14 protein-coding genes are annotated in these 15,209 nt (G+C 71.4%); 4 read left to right on the top strand and 10 right to left on the bottom strand.

Annotated elements, in window-relative coordinates; genetic code table 11:
• Window positions 1-5 precede the first annotated feature (5 nt).
• The 3 genes from DMB42_RS15040 to DMB42_RS15030 are packed head-to-tail and all read right to left on the bottom strand — an operon-like array spanning window position 6 to window position 4,257.
• Window positions 6-1,886, bottom strand: coding sequence for a hydantoinase B/oxoprolinase family protein (locus tag DMB42_RS15040; RefSeq protein WP_260477700.1), 1,881 nt, complete (start codon window positions 1,884-1,886; stop codon window positions 6-8).
• On the bottom strand, window positions 1,879-3,879 hold the full coding sequence (locus tag DMB42_RS15035) for a hydantoinase/oxoprolinase family protein (RefSeq protein WP_125634944.1): 2,001 nt from the start codon (window positions 3,877-3,879) through the stop codon (window positions 1,879-1,881). The genes DMB42_RS15040 and DMB42_RS15035 overlap by 8 nt, the downstream gene beginning before the upstream one ends.
• A gap of 6 nt (window positions 3,880-3,885) precedes the next feature.
• On the bottom strand, window positions 3,886-4,257 hold the full coding sequence (locus tag DMB42_RS15030; RefSeq protein ID WP_125634943.1) for a hypothetical protein: 372 nt from the start codon (window positions 4,255-4,257) through the stop codon (window positions 3,886-3,888).
• A 102-nt stretch (window positions 4,258-4,359) separates the two neighbouring features.
• Here DMB42_RS15030 and DMB42_RS15025 point away from each other — a divergent pair, with 102 nt between their 5' ends.
• Window positions 4,360-4,974 carry a thymidine kinase gene (locus tag DMB42_RS15025; protein ID WP_260477699.1) on the top strand — a complete coding sequence of 205 codons (615 nt, stop codon included), beginning with the start codon at window positions 4,360-4,362 and terminating at the stop codon, window positions 4,972-4,974.
• 19 nt (window positions 4,975-4,993) lie between these two features.
• Here DMB42_RS15025 and DMB42_RS15020 read toward each other — a convergent pair whose 3' ends face one another.
• From DMB42_RS15020 to DMB42_RS15005, 4 genes are all read right to left on the bottom strand, one after another.
• Window positions 4,994-5,398: a MarR family winged helix-turn-helix transcriptional regulator gene (locus tag DMB42_RS15020; protein ID WP_125634939.1), complete on the bottom strand. Its 405-nt coding sequence runs from the start codon at window positions 5,396-5,398 to the stop codon at window positions 4,994-4,996.
• 29 nt (window positions 5,399-5,427) lie between these two features.
• Window positions 5,428-6,099, bottom strand: coding sequence for a DsbA family protein (locus DMB42_RS15015; protein ID WP_125634937.1), 672 nt, complete (start codon window positions 6,097-6,099; stop codon window positions 5,428-5,430).
• A 102-nt stretch (window positions 6,100-6,201) separates the two neighbouring features.
• Window positions 6,202-7,098, bottom strand: a complete 897-nt coding sequence (locus tag DMB42_RS15010) for a hypothetical protein (protein WP_125634935.1) — start codon at window positions 7,096-7,098, stop codon at window positions 6,202-6,204.
• Window positions 7,099-7,151: 53 nt separating this feature from the next.
• Complete coding sequence (locus tag DMB42_RS15005; protein ID WP_125634933.1) at window positions 7,152-7,838, bottom strand: carbon monoxide dehydrogenase subunit G; 687 nt, start codon at window positions 7,836-7,838, stop codon at window positions 7,152-7,154.
• Window positions 7,839-7,934: 96 nt separating this feature from the next.
• Between DMB42_RS15005 and DMB42_RS15000 the strand changes: the two genes are divergently transcribed.
• The 3 genes from DMB42_RS15000 (at window position 7,935) to cydB (ending at window position 11,264) form a co-directional block, all read left to right on the top strand.
• Complete coding sequence (locus DMB42_RS15000; protein WP_260477698.1) at window positions 7,935-8,855, top strand: polysaccharide deacetylase family protein; 921 nt, start codon at window positions 7,935-7,937, stop codon at window positions 8,853-8,855.
• Between the two features lie 170 nt (window positions 8,856-9,025).
• The gene (locus DMB42_RS14995; RefSeq protein ID WP_125634931.1) at window positions 9,026-10,369 is read left to right on the top strand and encodes a cytochrome ubiquinol oxidase subunit I; all 1,344 of its coding nucleotides are present in this window, start codon (window positions 9,026-9,028) and stop codon (window positions 10,367-10,369) included.
• Between the two features lie 13 nt (window positions 10,370-10,382).
• Window positions 10,383-11,264: a cytochrome d ubiquinol oxidase subunit II gene (gene cydB, locus DMB42_RS14990; RefSeq protein WP_125634929.1), complete on the top strand. Its 882-nt coding sequence runs from the start codon at window positions 10,383-10,385 to the stop codon at window positions 11,262-11,264.
• Window positions 11,265-11,364: 100 nt separating this feature from the next.
• On the opposite strand, the gene DMB42_RS14985 is transcribed toward cydB, so the two are convergent.
• The 3 genes from DMB42_RS14985 to cutA are packed head-to-tail and all read right to left on the bottom strand — an operon-like array spanning window position 11,365 to window position 15,196.
• Window positions 11,365-11,787, bottom strand: coding sequence for a hypothetical protein (locus DMB42_RS14985; protein WP_125634927.1), 423 nt, complete (start codon window positions 11,785-11,787; stop codon window positions 11,365-11,367).
• Window positions 11,788-11,819: 32 nt separating this feature from the next.
• Window positions 11,820-12,836, bottom strand: a complete 1,017-nt coding sequence (locus DMB42_RS14980) for a leucine-rich repeat domain-containing protein (RefSeq protein ID WP_125634925.1) — start codon at window positions 12,834-12,836, stop codon at window positions 11,820-11,822.
• Window positions 12,812-15,196: an aerobic carbon-monoxide dehydrogenase large subunit gene (cutA, locus tag DMB42_RS14975; RefSeq protein WP_125634923.1), complete on the bottom strand. Its 2,385-nt coding sequence runs from the start codon at window positions 15,194-15,196 to the stop codon at window positions 12,812-12,814. The genes DMB42_RS14980 and cutA overlap by 25 nt, the downstream gene beginning before the upstream one ends.
• Window positions 15,197-15,209: the final 13 nt, after the last annotated feature.

The following is a 15,209-nucleotide window of genomic DNA, read 5'->3' as shown; positions in this document are numbered from 1 at the left end:
AGTCCTTACAATTCGTCTACCTCCGCGAACGTCCTCCCCCCGGACAACTTCGGGTAGCCCGGGCCGCGGTCGAAGAAGCGGTCCGTGGGCGGGCGGAGGCGGGCGCGGAGTTCGGCGGTGCCGCGTTCGTCGATGCGGTCGCCGTCCAGGACCACGCCGTAGTCCCCCAGCGCGCCGGCGATCGAGACCTTGCCGTCGCGTACGTCGGCGGCCACCGCCCTCGGGTCGCGGTCGTAGGGGGAGCCCCAGCCGCCGCCGCCCGTCGTACGGATGCGGATCAGGTCGCCGGCCTGGACCGGGTGGTCGTCCACCAGGCCGTCCATCTCCTTGCCCGCGATCTCCACCCGGAACGGGCGCCCGGCCAGGCCGCCGTTGACGCCCCAGCACGACAGGATCGACCGGTCGGCGATCGACATGTACGAGGCGTCCCGGAGCATCCTGATGTGCTTGTCGTAGCCCAGGCCGCCCCGGAACATGCCGGGCCCGCCCGAGTCGCAGGCCAGTCCCAGCCGCTCCACCCGGAACGGCCAGCGCGCCTCGGCGAACTCGACCGGGATGTTGCGCGAGTCGGGGACGATGTGGATGGTGTCCTCGCCGTCGGCGTACCAGCGGCCGCCCGAGCCGCCGCCCAGGACCTCGCGCATCAGGTACGGCACCCCGTCGGCGTCGCTGCCGTAGACGCCGGTGTAGCGGATGGTCTCCTGGTCGGCGGGCATGCGTCCGCCGGTGGCCTTGGCCAGTACGCCGGCCAGGCGGCCGAGCAGGCGCAGGATGACGAACGTGCGGGCGTTGGTGGGCGCCGGGAAGACCGGGGTGAGCAGGGTGCCCTTCTCCGGGAAGACCATCTTGATCAGCGGGACGACGCCCTCGTTGACGTCGAGCTCGGCCATGCGCTCGGGCGTGTCGGCCAGGTTGCGCAGCACCGGCGCGAGCCACTTCTTCAGGAACACGCCGTCGGAGTAGTCGCCGGCGTGGTTGATCGGACCCTTGGCCTGGGGTGAGGTGCCGGTGAAGTCGATCGTGAGGGGCGCGTGCTCATGGTCGCGCCCGCTTCGCTCCTCGTTGGCTCCTTCGTCGCTCTCTCGTCGCGAATTCCTGCGCTCGAGGGCCGCGTGGTCGACCGTGAGCGTGATGCGCTGGGCGTGCAGGCGGGGCTCGTCGACGCCGTCGTGCTCGGCGTAGTCCTCCCAGACGTACGTGCCTTCGGGGATCTTGGCGAGGAGTTCCCTGCGGAAGGTCTCGGTGGTGTTGGAGATGATCGTGTCGAAGCACTCCTCGACGGCCTGCCGACCGTACCGGTCGAACAGTTCGCCGAGGCGGCGGGCGCCCATGAGGCAGGCCGAGCACTCGGCGTCGAGGTCGCCGGCCAGGGAGTCGGGCATGCGGGAGTTGCGGGTCATGATGCGCAGCGCGGTCTCGTTCGGCGTGCCCTGGTCCCACAACTTGATCGGCGGGATCATCAGGCCCTCTTCGTAGACCGAGCGGGCGTGCGAGGGCATCGAGCCGGGCACCGCGCCGCCGATGTCGTCGTGGTGGCCGAACGCCTGCACGAACGCCACCACCGTGTCCTCGTGGAAGACCGGCACGGTGACGCAGAGGTCGGGCAGGTGGCCGATGCCGCCCTCGGACAGGTAGACGTCGTTGTGGAAGTAGACGTCGCCGGGCTTCATCGTCTCGATCGGGAAGTCACGCACGATCGGCTGGACGAGCGCGCTGTAGGAGCGGCCGGTGAGCTTGCGCAGGCGGACGTCGTGGATGCCGGCGCGGAAGTCGTGCGCGTCGCGGATCATCGGGGAGCGGGCCGTACGGGCGATGGCCGTCTCGACCTCCTGCTCGACGGAGGCCAGGGTGCCCTCGACGATCTCCACCAGGATCGGATCAATCACGTCGGATCTCCACATTTCCGTATTCGTCCACCGTTGCGGTGAAACCGGGATGGACGGGGATCGTCGATCCGTACTCCTCGATGATCGCCGGGCCCTGGACGGTGGCACCGGGGCCGAGGGCGACGCGCTGGTGGACCGGGGTGTCGCGGGTCTCGTCGAAATGCACGGGACGGACCGAGGTGGCGCCCTCGCCCGGCTTGTCGAGCCGCCGGACGGCCGGGCGGGTGATGGGACCGATGCCGGAGACGCGAAGGTTGACCCATTCGACGCCGTGCCGGGGGTCGTCGCGGTAGGCGTAGCCGTACAACTTCTCGTGGGCGTCGTGGAAGCCGTCGATCACCGCCCGCTTCCAGTCGTCGTCCAGCGGGCCCGCGGGGGCGGGGACGCGGACCTCGAACGCCTGGCCGTAGTAGCGCAGGTCGGCGGTGCGAAGGTAGACGGGGTCGTCGAAGCCCTCGCGGTCGAGCGCCTCGGCGGCCTGGCCCTCCAGCTCCTGGAAGATCTGCGCGGCCGTCTTGAGCGCGAGGTCGCGGGTGACGTACGTGCGCACGTAGTCGTTCTTGACGTCCACGGTGAGCAGGCCGAACGCCGAGACGTTGCCCGGATCGCGCGGGACGATGACGGCGGGCAGCCCGAGGATGTCGATCAGGCGGCAGGCCAGCAGCGGCCCCGACCCCCCGAACGTCACCAGCGGGAAGTCGCGTACGTCGAGGCCGCGCTTGACGGTGAGCTGCCGGATCGCGTTGCTCTGGTTGAACGCGCTGATCTCCAGGATGCCGGTCGCGGTGCGCTCGGGGGTGAGCCCGAGTTTGTCGGCCAGGGCCTGGACGCCGCGCCGGGCGGCGTCCACGTCGAGCGGGATCTCGCCACCAAGCAGGTGCGGCGGGATGCGGCCGAGGAACACGTGCGCGTCGGTGACCGTGACCTCCGCGCCGCCCTTGCCGTAGCAGAGCGGGCCGGGGTCGGCTCCGGCGGACCGGGGGCCGACCTTCAGCGTGCCCTCGGGCGAGATCCAGGCCACCGAGCCGCCGCCCGCGCCGACCGTGACGATGTCGATCATCGGGATCTTGCACGGGTAGCGGCCGACCGAGCCTTCGGTGGTCAGGGACGGCTCGCCGTCGATCACCACGGCCACGTCGGTCGAGGTGCCGCCGCCGTCGAGCGTGATCACCGACGGGTGCCCGGCGGTGGAGGCGAGGAGCGCGGCGCCGAGCGCGCCCGCCGCCGGACCCGACAACACGGTGGTGATCGGCTGGTTGACGACCTCGCGGGCCGACAGCACGCCGCCGTTGGACTTCATGACCGAGAACGGCATGCCGAGCCGGTTGGACAGGCCGGCGATGTAGCCGCGCATCGCCGGCTTGACCGCGGCGTCCACGAGGGTGGTGACCGAGCGCTCGTACTCGCGGTACTCGCGCAGCACGTCGCTGGAGAGCGAGATCACCGCCTCCGGGTGCTCGCGCCAGAGCACCTCGCGCATGCGGCGTTCGTGCTCGGGGTTGGCGTAGGAGTGCAGGAAGCACACGCCGATCGCGTTGATCCCCTTCGACCTGAACCAGCGCGCCGCCTCGGCGGCCTGCTCCTCGGAGAACGGCCGCACCTCGTTACCGAGGTGGTCGAGCCGCCCGCCGACCGTCCTGACGAGGTGCACGGGGACGATCCGCGGCGGCTTGACCCAGAAGTAGGAGTTGCCGTAGCCGTCCGGCACGCTCTGCCTGGCGATCTCCAGGATGGACTCGAAGCCCTCGGTCGTGATGAACCCGAGGTTGGCGATGCGGTCTTCGAGCAGCTGGTTCGTGGCCACGGTGGTGCCGTGGACGATGGAGGCGACGTCGAGCTCGCCCAGCTTCCCGATGCCCGCGACGAACCCGTCGGCCGGGTTCGCGGGCGTCGAGGGGGTCTTGGTGGTGACGATCTCACCGGTCTTCTCGTCCACCGCCACGACGTCGGTGAACGTGCCCCCGGTGTCCACTCCGATACGGACGCTACGCATGGCTCCTCAGCTTCGGCGACGGCCGAGCACTTCGTCGATGACCCGGGGCGCGTTCTGAGTGCCGACGTAGGCCGCCAGGCGCACCACCAGCTCTTGGGATTTCGCCAGTTCGGCCTCGACTCTGGCCTTACCCGACTGGCCCGCCTGCACGCCGAAATAGGCGCCGATGATCGTGCCGACCACCCCGGCCACGCCCGCGAAGAGCGCGGCGAACTCCCGGGTGGCGAACACGGCGGCGCCGAAGGCGATCAGGATAGCGACGATGCCCGTCACGACGACCAGGAAACCGTAACGCCAACGGGCGGCGTCGGCCTGGGCGGCCGTCACGTCGTCCTGCGTCATCATCGCGTCGAGCGTCGGTGGATTGTCGGTGACCACAGTTCCTCCTGATAGTCCAGGGGAGAAATGTCCCACGAGGTCATGGGACAAGCCAAGCCGCTAAGCTGGCCACCTGTGACCGAACTGTCTGCCTTGTCTGCCGTGCCTTCTGGGGCCCGGGACGCCGTACTGAAGTTCTACTTCGGCCCCATGGACTGCGGGAAGTCCACTCTGGCGCTCCAGATGAACTACAACCACGGCCGCCAGGGGAGGCGCGGGCTGGTCCTGACCAAGCACGACCGCTCCGGCGGGCCGAAGGTCACCAGCAGGATCGGGCTCGGCCTGGAGGCGATCGAGGTGGAGGACTCCCTCGATCTCGTCCGCCTGGTCACCTCGCACGAGCGCATCGACTACCTGATCTGTGACGAGGCGTGCTTCTACACGGTCGAGCAGATCGAGCAACTGGCCGACCTGGTGGACGAGCACGGCATCGACGTCTACGCCTTCGGCCTGGCCTCCGACTTCCGGTCGGTCATGTTCCCCGGCGCGCAGCGGCTGTTCGAGCTGGCCGACGAGGTGTGCCGGTTGCAGGTCGAGGTGTTGTGCTGGTGCGGGCGGCCGGGGCAGCTCAACGCGCGCGTGGTGGGCGGGGTGCTGGCGCGTACGGGCGAGCAGGTCGTGATCGGCGACACCGACGCCTCCCCGGTGCGCTACCAGGTGCTCTGCCGCCGCCACCACCGCTCCGGCCAGCTCGGCGAGGGCGGCGACCCGGCCTGAGCCCCCGCGCTGACGGCCGTCACACCAGGCGGTGCAGGACGTCCCTGAACAGGTGTTGCTCGTCCTCGGACAGGGAGGCGAGGAAGGCGCGCTCGGCGTCCTCCACGGCCGGCACCGCGAGGCGCATGGTCTCGCGGCCGCGCTCGGTCAGCTCCACCGCGTTCTTGCGGCGGTCGCCCGGATGCGGCCGGCGCGCCACCAGGTTCTTGCCCTCCAGCGCGTCGACCATGGCGACCATCGTCGTCCGGTCGATACCGAGCCGCTGGGCCGCCTCCTGCTGCGACAGCGGCTCGGGGGCGTCGATCACCGACAACACCCCGAGCTCCCGCCCGTCGATCCCGTACGGCTCCAGCGCCGGGCCGGTGAACCCGGCCAGGCGCAGCGCGGCGTGCTTGAGCAGGTAACCAAGGCGGCGGGTGGACACTCCTCGATTCTCGCACCGGGCGGGCGCGGTCAGACCGCGCAGTAGCCGTCGTCGTCGCACCCGTCGGCGGGCGCGGCGAGCTGGGTGATCGGCGTCTGGCCGGTACGCGCGGCCACCTCGTCGATCGCCGCCGCGAAGACGTCCTCGGGCTGTGCGCCCGACACCGCGAACTGCCCCTCGAACAGGAAGAACGGCACCCCGCTGATGCCGAGCGAGCCGGCCCGGCCGAGGTGCTGGCCGACCAGCCCGGCGCCCTCGCCGGTGTCCTCGACGCCCGCCTCGGCGGCCAGGCGGCTCAGCACGCCGGCGTCGGCCACGTTCGCGCCCTCGGTGAAGTACGCGCGGAACAGCCGTTCGGCCATCTCCTTGCCCAGCCCCTGGCCGGTGGCGACCTCGATGAGCCGGTGGGCCTCGAACGTGTTGGCGCTGACGGCCCTGTCGTAGTCCATCTCCAGGCCCTCGCCCTCGGCGGCGGCCTTCACGCGCTCGGTCATCTGCCGCGCGCCGGGGCCGAACTTGCGCTCAAGGGCCGGGATCAGCGGCTCGCCCTCGGCGGACGCGCCGGGATCGAGCTGGTACGGGCGCATGGTCACCTCGATCGTGCCGCCCTTGGCACGGAAGCTCTCGGCGGCGCGGGCGAAGCGGACATGCCCGATGTAACACCATGGGCATACGACATCAGAGAAAATCTCAACCTTCACGCCAAACCACAACCACGCCACCCACGCCACGATTCCACCAGGCGAAGCGGGGGTCCGGATCAGCCCGCGCCGCGATTCCACCGGGCGATGCGCGAGTCCGGTTCAGCCTGCGGCCAGTTCCTCCAGGCGGTAGGGGAGGTAGGCCGAGTCGTCCACCAGGGCGGAGGCGCCGCGCCACCAGCCGAACCACTCGCCGCTGCGCCACATCCAGTCGGCCCGTTCGATGGCGGCCACCACGTCGCCGACGGTCGCCCAGCGTTCGCCCAGTTCCTCGCGGGTGACGCCGTGGCGGACGGCCCAGGCCCGCAGGATGCCGGCGGCGGCGGCCGGGATCTCGCGGGCGTACGGATCGGGCCGCTCGCCGGGGAGCCGGTGCGGTCCGAGTCCGGCGGCGACCCCCCAGCTCCACTGCGCCTCGGCGGGCCGGGAGTAGCGCAGGGACTGGAAGTCGAGGTTGGAGCCGAGCGCCTCGTCGGGGCGGCGGGCGACGACCGCGTCGAGCCGGCCGCCCGCGTCGAAGTGCACCACGAGCCGCTGTCCCGGCTTGACGTCGGGCGGCAGGTCGAAGCGGTCCTCGGCCTGCCAGGAGTTGAGGTCGACCTGGGCGGCGGGCCGGCCCCAGAGCTGGTCGGCGGCGTCGTCGGCGCTCCACGCGGCCAGCATCTCCAGGGCGGTCAGGTCGGTCCACGGCTCGATGGCGACGGCCGTGCGCAGCACCTCGTCGGGCGGCGGCAGCTTTCCGCCTCTGGGCCGCGTCCACCAGTCGGCGCCCAGTTCGCGGGTGCCGACCAGGAGCGCGGCGATGGCGGCCAGTTCGGCCGATCGGCGGGTGAGGGAGGCGCCGAGCGCGAGCCCGAGCGCGCGGTCGGTGCGCTCATCGCCCAGCACCGGGCGTACGTCGCCGATCAGGGTCTCGGCGGTCGGGCGCTCATCCCCCAGCAGGTTGCGTACGATGCGCCTGGCTTCGGTCCGTGCGTCTTCAGCGTGTGCCTGCCGCATACCGCCACGCTACGCCGGGAGATCCTTTTCCGCGAGAGCCCTCGTCCCGGTCGTCAGCCGTGTCGGCCGCGCCGGGTCCGGCCGAGCAGCCAGCCCACGGCGACGCCGGTGAGCGCGACGCCCGCGCCCATGCCGAAGGAGGCCAGCAGCACCCACGGCCGGGCCTCGGTGTGCGGCTTCGGCGGCCGTTCGTACACGCCGGGGACGGCCACGACGGGCGCGATCGCGGGCGCGTCCGGCACAGAAGGCACGGAGGGCGCGGAGGGCGCGGAGGGCGCGGAAGGCGCGGGGGCCGGGGACGGGGGGACGGACAGGTGGTCCTCGACGGCGGAGAAGAACTCGCCCGCCGTGCGCCTGGCCACCGAGCCGAGCATGCGCTGCCCGACGCCGCCGATCATGCCGCCGATCACCGCGTCGGCGTCGTAGTCCACGCGGGTGCCGCCGTCGATCTCGCTCAGCCGTACCTGGACGGTGGCCTCGACCGTCCCAGGCGCGCCCTGGCCGCGCGCCCGCAGCGTGAAGCTCTCGGGCGCGTGCGGCTCGCCCAGCGCCACCTCCCCCTGATAGACGCCCTTGATGGACGCCACCCCCGCGTTGACCGTCATCCTGTAGGTGTCCGGCCCGGTCTCCTCAAGGCGCTCGCAGCCCGGGATGGTGCGTACGAGCACCGCCGGGTCCTGGAGCGCGGCCCACACTCGATCTCGCTGAACGCCGATCACGGCGCTGCCCGCCACCTTCATGCGGCCACTCTAGGCACGGGTGACCGGGTGGTTAAGGGCAAGACCTGCCAGTCGCGCGACGCGTGTTGTGGATCAGGGCTGGCAAGATGGTGCTCCATGTGCTGGGGGCGTGGAACGGTCAAGGACGGGGCCGGGCGTGGCGGGCCGCGGCCCGGGGTGTTCACGAAGGTGGTCGCCGGGCTGCTCGTGCTGGCCCCGGTCGCCGGCTGCGGGTCCGGCGGGACCACGGGCGCCGGGCCAGGTCCTGGGCCGTCGGGCGAGCCGTCCGCGAGCGCCGTACGCACACCGCGTCCCACCCCGCAGGGCCCGCCCGGAGCGCAGCCACGCGCGGGAGAGGTGGGCGCGATCAGGGGCGAGAACGGCCTGCCGCCGGTGATCAGCTCGATCCCCACCAAGCGCAAGGTCGTCTTCCTGACCATCGACGACGGCTGGGAGCAGGACCCCGGCTTCGTCAAGCAGGTACGCGACCGGCGCATCCCGATCACGGCCTTCGCCATGCGCGACGCTGTCGAGGCCAAGGGCGACCCGGACCCGGCGGGCGGCCCCGGCCATTACGTGGGCGCCGGCAAGTGGGGATATTTCCGGCAGCTCCGCGACGCGCACGTGCCCGTCGAGAACCACACCCTCACCCATCCCGACCTCCGCCGCCTGCCCTTCGACGCCCAGCGCCGCGAGATCTGCGGCTCGTCCCAGGTCATCGCCAAGGAGATCGGCACGCGGCCGGCCCTGTTCCGGCCGCCGTTCGGCAGCTACAACACCGACACGCTGAGGGCCGCCAAGCGCTGCGGCATGAAGGCCGTGCTGCTGTGGACCGCCACCGTCCAGCCGGGCGGCAAGATCGCCTACCAGGTGCCCGACAAGCAGCTACGCCCCGGCGACATCCTGCTGCTGCACTTCCGTCCCAACCTGGCGGCGGACTTCCGCGTCCTGGTGAACAAGATCAAGCGGCGCGGCTTCGAGCTGGGCGATCTTCAGGCGTACCTGGACGCCGCCACCGGGGTCCGCCGGGCGGGGTAGCCGGCAGTCCGCCCGGCGGGTGACGCGCCGGGCCCCGTCCGTACGGGATTCTCTACATACAGCCAGTACAGGGGGATGTGACCAAGGTCGCATCGCAATGCTCTACGGCCTGTAGTACTACTACAGGTAGAAGTACTACAGCTTGTAGAGCGATGAGCGGGTGGGGAAAGATGGACGCGCTTGACCTGGCACGGTGGCAGTTCGGGGTCACCACCGTGTACCACTTCTTGTTCGTACCCCTGACCATCGGTTTGGGCATCTTCGTCGCGGGCCTGCAGACGGCCTGGCACCGTACGGGCAAGGAGCAGTACCTCAAGCTGACGAAGTTCTTCGGGAAGCTGTTCCTGATCAATTTCGCCATGGGCGTGGTGACCGGCATCGTGCAGGAGTTCCAGTTCGGCATGAACTGGAGTGAGTACTCCACGTTCGTCGGGGACGTCTTCGGCGCGCCGCTGGCCATGGAGGCGTTGCTGGCCTTCTTCATGGAGTCCACGTTCCTCGGCCTGTGGATCTTCGGGTGGGACCGGCTGCCGAAGAAGGTGCATCTGGCGTGCATCTGGGCCGCCGCCATCGGGTCCAACCTGTCGGCCTACTTCATCCTCGCGGCGAACGCCTGGATGAAGCACCCGGTCGGCTACGAGGTCGTGGACGGCAAGGCCAGGATGACCGACCTGTGGGCCGTACTGACCAACTCCACGGCGGTCGCGCAGGTGCCCCACGTCATCGCGGCGGCGTTCATCGTGGCGGGCGGGTTCGTGCTGGCCGTCAGCGGCTACTGGCTGCTGAAGACGCGCGCGCCGATGTGGCGCAGCGCCGCGCGCGGCGCGCTGATCATGACGGCGATCGCGGGGGCGGTCGTCGCGGGCACCGGCGACATGTCCGCCAAGCTGATGTACGAGCAGCAGCCCATGAAGCTGGCCTCGGCCGAGGGCCTGGAGCGCGACACCGCCGGGGCGCCCTTCTCCGTCGCCCCCGGCATCGAGATCCCGAACGTCCTCAGCTTCCTCGCCACCAACGACCTCAACGCCACCATCCAGGGCACCGAGGACCTGCAGAAGCGCTTCGAGCAGCAGTTCGGCCCCGGCGACTACCGGCCCGACCAGACGATCGTGTTCTGGTCGTTCCGCGTGATGATCGTGTTCGGCATGGCCACGGCGGGGCTGGCGCTGCTCGGACTCTGGCTGACCCGGCGCAGGCGCGAGGTGCCGTCCTGGCTGGCACGGGCGCTGCTGTTCGCGCTGCCGCTGCCGTTCGCCGCGGTGATCGCGGGCTGGCTGCTGAGCGAGATCGGCCGGCAGCCGTGGACGGTCGCCGGCGAACTGCTGACCGCCTCCAGCGTCTCGCCCGGCGTGACCCTGGCCGAGGTCGCCATCTCGCTGACCGTCTTCACGCTCCTGTACGGCGGCCTCGCCATCGCCGAGGTCGTCCTGCTGGCCAGGCACGTACGCAAGGGCGTCGAGGAACGGCAGCCCGCGCCCGAGGCCCAGCCGCTCGAACCGTCGCTGATGTACTAGAGGGACCAGACCCATGATCAACCTGTGGTTCGTCATCATCGCCTTCCTCTGGACCGGCTACTTCGTCCTCGAAGGCTTCGACTTCGGCGTCGGCCTGCTGGCGCCGCTCCTCAGCAGGAACGCCGCCGAGCAGCGCCAGAGCCTGCAGACCATCGGCCCGGTGTGGGACGGCAACGAGGTGTGGCTGATCACCGCGGTCGGCGCGATGTTCGCCGCGTTCCCCGCCTGGTACTCCGGCCTGTTCAGCGCGTTCTACCTGCCCGTCACGCTCATCCTGGTCGGACTGATCGTGCGCGGCGTCGGGCTCGAATGGCGCGGCAAGGTCGCCAACCCGATCTGGTGCGACCTCGGCATCCTGGTCGGCAGCGGCCTGCCGGCGTTCCTGTGGGGCGCGATCTTCGCCGACGTGCTGTTCGACAGCGGCCCGGCGGCCCTGATCGGCGGGGCGTTCACGCTGACGCTCTGCGTGCTGCACGGCGCGGTCTTCCTCGCGCTCAAGACCACCGGCCCGGTGCGCCGGCGGGCCAGGACCGCCGCCCTGGCCGCGGCGGCGGTGACCATCCCGGTCGCCGTGCTCGCCCTGTCGAACCTGGGCTCGCCGCCGGCCCTGGCCGCCATGGCCGCGCTGGCGGCCGCGGCGGCGCTGATCTGGCGGCGCAGGGAGGGATGGGCGTTCGGGGCGACGGCCGCGGGCATCGTGCTGGCCACGCTGGCGGTGTTCATCGAGCTGCGCCTCGCGCCGCTGCCGGGGCTGACGCTGGCGCAGGCGGCGTCGGGGCCGTACACGCTGACGATGCTGAGCTGGATCGGGCTGATCACGCTGCCGTTCGTGCTGGTCTACCAGGGCTGGACGTACTGGGTGTTCCGCAAGCGGGTCATCCTCGCGGCGTCGTAGGGCGGCGGGGCACGCGGGCATCCTGCGAGGACACGAAGGGGCGCGGGCCGCCACCGCGACCGGCAACATCAAGGTGACCTGGCGCGTGAGCCAGGCGCTCCTAACCGACCGTACGCATCTGGTTCGTACGGTGGTCCTTCAGGTGGAGGTCGCCGCCGAGCCGCTCCTTCAGCAGTTCCAGCACCTTGCGGCTGGACAGCACGGTCCACAGGCTGCCGACGAGGTGGGGGTTGTACTCGGGGGCGGCGTCCATCCAGGCGTCCTTGCCGGACTGGCTGGCGAACGTCGTCACGAAGAACTGGCCGTCGGCGGTCCTGCAGTAGCCCGTACGGATCTCGGCGGCGTCGACCTGCATGCGCGGCTTGCAGCCGACCTTGGCGGCGAGCTGTTCGACGGTCTGGGGCGCCGCCGCGGGCGCGGCCTTCTGACCGGCCGCGGCGTAGCCTCCCCCGCCTCCGGAGGAGCAGGCGGCGGCCAGCCCGGCCAGCAGCACGAGGGCGGCCAGACGTGGATGTGTCGTCATGTGCGGAGGTACGCACGGCCGCCCGCGCCGGTTCAGCGCAGGACGACGCAACCCCGGGCGCGCAGCCGGTCGAGCACCGGCGGGTCGTCGTAGAGCTTGTTCCAGCGCAGGTCGAGCTTGCGCAGGCCGGGCAGCTCGGCATGGAGGTCGGCGGGCAGCTCGCGCAGCCGGTTGTTGCGCAGGTCGAGATGGGTGAGGCCGGGCGGCAGCGGCGGCAGGTCGCCCAGGTGGTTGTTCCGCAGGTCGAGCACCCGCAGCTCGCCCAGCGCCGCGAGCGAGGCGGGCAGCCGGGTCAGCCGGTTGCCCTGGACGTGCAGCTCGCGCAGGGCGGCGAGCCCGCCGAAGGTCTCGGGCAACGTCTCCAGCCGGTTGTTGTACAACCGCAGCTCCACCAGCGACCTCATCGAGCCGAGCGCGTCCGGGAGCGTGGTGAGCCGGTTGTCGGTCAGGTTGAGGTAGGCCAGCCGGTCGAGGCGGCCGAGCGCGGCCGGGACGTCGGTGAAGCCGTTGTCGCTCAGGTAGAGGTAGTCGGTGAGCGGCAGGTCGCCCAGCTCGGGCGGGATCGAGGCGAGCCGGTTGTGGCCGAGGTCGAGCATGCGGAGCCGGGTCAGGCCGCCGACGGCCGCGGGAACGTCGGTGAGGGCGTTCTCGGCGAGGTTGAGGGATTCGAGCGCGGTCAGCTTCCACAGGGCCGGGGGCACCGAGGTCAGCCGGTTGCCGCCGAGCGCGAGGTGGCGCAGGTGCTCGCCGAGGCGGCCGGGAAGGTGCTCGATCCGGTTGCCGTAGAGGAAGAGGCTCTCCAGGCCGGGCGGGCAGGCCGGGACCTCGCCCAGCTCGTTGCCGTCGAGGTGCAGGGCGCGCAGCGCGGTCAGGCCGGACAGGTCGGGCAGCTCGCGCAGCCGGTTGCCGTCGAGCCGCAGCTCCTCCAGCCGGGCCAGCCCGGCCACCCGGGCAGGCACCTGGGTCAGCTCGTTCCACGCCAGGTCGATCAGCCGTACGTCGTCGGGGACGTCGGGGAAAAGGGTCAGTCCGGCTCCGGGGGCACGCATGGCGCCGATCCTCGCACACGCAGCTCGTACAGGTCGGACGGGGAGATGGGCATGCGGTCGATCTCGATGCCCTCGGCGTCCTCGACGGCCGAGGCGATGACCGCCGACACCGGGATCACGCCGGCCTCGCCCGCGCCCTTGACGCCGAGCGGGTTGAGCGGCGAGGGCGTCTCCAGGTGGGCGGTCTCGATCCGGGGGATCTCGGTGGCGTACGGCATGAGGAAGTCCATGAACGAGGCGTTGACGAGCTGGCCGTGGACGTCGTACTCCATGCGCTCGTACAGGGCGCCGCCGATGCCCTGGGCCACTCCCCCGTGGATCTGCCCCTCCACGATCATCGGGTTGATCAGCCGCCCGCAGTCGTGCACGACGGCGTACCTGACGACCTTGATCTCGGCGGTGTCAGGGTCGGTCTCGACGATGGCCGCGTGCATGCCCGAGGCGAACGTGGACCTGATGGGCGAGTAGAAGTCACGTCCTTCGAGGCCCGGCTCGTCGCCCTCGGCCACCGGCGGGCGGTCCGGGGAGGCGGTGCCGGAGAACTGGGTCGCCTTGGCGGTCTCCTCGTCGAAGGCGTACCGCAGCGGGTTGGCCAGCACCGCCACCGTCGAGAGCGGGATCGCGGCGGACGGCGCGCCGACGACGTGCACCATGCCGTCGGCGATCTCCAGGTCGGCCGGGTCGGCCTCCAGCGCCTCCGCCGCGATGCGCAGCGCCTTGTCCCTGACCTTCCGGCAGGCCAGCGCGATGGCGTTGCCGCTGACGACGGCGGCGCGGGAGGCGAAGGTGCCCACCGCGTACCCGAACCTGCGGGTGTCGCCGGTGACCACGCTGACCCGCTCGATGGGCACGCCCAGCTCGGAGGCGGCGATCTGGGCGAAGGCGGTCTCGTGGCCCTGCCCCTGGGAGGTGAGGCCGGTCGAGACGTGCACCCGGCCGTCGGAGGTGATCTGCACGTGCCCGCCCTCGTACGGGCCGACCCCCGTGCCCTCGACGTAGCAGCCGATGCCGATCCCCCGGCCGGGACGGCGTTCGAAGGAGTCCCAGCCGATCAGCTCCTTGATCATGCGGAGCATCTCCGGGTAGTTCCCGCTGTCGTAGATGAGCGGGCGGCCGTCCTGGAACGTCATCCCCTGGTCGTACGGGAACTCCTCGGGCCGGATGAAGTTGGCCGCGCGCACCTCGGTACGGTCCTTGCCCAGGTAGTGGGCGATCTTGTCCATGGTCCGCTCCATGCAGAACACGCCCTGCGGCCGGCCGGCCCCTCGGTACGGCGTGACCTGCACGGTGTTGGTGTAGAGCGCGGTGAACTCGACCCGGTAGGCCCCCGGCTTGTACGGCCCGAGAAGCTGCGTGGAGGTGACGATGGGCACGATGATCCCGTACGGCGTGTAGGCGCCGTGGTCGTGCCTGATCGTCACGTCCAGGCCCAGGACGCGGCCGTCGTCGTCGAAGCCGACGCGTACGTGGTGGATCTGGGCGCGTTCGTGGGCGGAGGAGATGAAATGTTCTCTGCGGTCCTCGGTCCACTTGATCTCGCGGCCGAGCGTCATCGCGGCCCACGGCACCAAAATCTCCTCCGGCCACGGGTGCACGATCTTGACGCCGAAGCCGCCGCCGACGTCCGGCGCGATCACCTCGACCTGCGGCAGCGGCAACCCGAGCGTGGCGGCCACGGCCATGCGCACGCTGGTGGAGGTCTGGGTGCTGGAGTAGACGCGCAGGTCGCGGCCGTCCCAGCGGGCGTAGACGCCGCGTCCCTCCAGCGGCATGCTGGCGCTGCGCTCGATGTCGAGCCGGAAGGCCAGCGTGTGCGGAGCGCTCGCGACGGCCTCGCGGGCGCCTCTGCCGTCGGCTCCCGGCACCTCCTGGACGAGGTGCGCGCCCACGTTCCCCGGCACGTCCTCGTGCACGAGCTGGGCGCCCTGCGCCGCCTCGGCCAGGCCGACGACCGGTTTGAGCGGCTCGTAGGCGACCTCGATGAGCGCGCAGGCGTCCTCGGCGGCGTACCTGTCGGCGGCCACGACCATGACCACGGGCTCGCCCACGTGCCGGACGACGTCCCTGGCCAGCGGGTACGCCGTACGCCCGTGGGTCAGCGCCGGATGCGGGATCAGCAGCGGCAGCGGCCGGCCGACCCGCTCGGGCAGGTCCTCCCACGTGTAGATCGCGACCAGGCCCGGCACGTCGAGCGCGGCGGACACGTCGACGTCCCGGACGCGGGCGTGGGCGTGCGGGGACCTGACGAACGCGGCGGCGAGCGCGTCGGGGCCGAGGTCGTCCAGGTAACGGCCCTGGCCGGTGAGCAGCCTGGGGTCCTCGCGCCGCTGCACCGGCTCGCCGAACAGCTTGGTCGTCATGACTCCTCCACGA

Source organism: Nonomuraea sp. WAC 01424 (assembly GCF_003947315.1).
Lineage (GTDB): Bacteria > Actinomycetota > Actinomycetes > Streptosporangiales > Streptosporangiaceae > Nonomuraea > Nonomuraea spiralis.
This window is presented reverse-complemented; position numbering and strand designations above follow the sequence as displayed.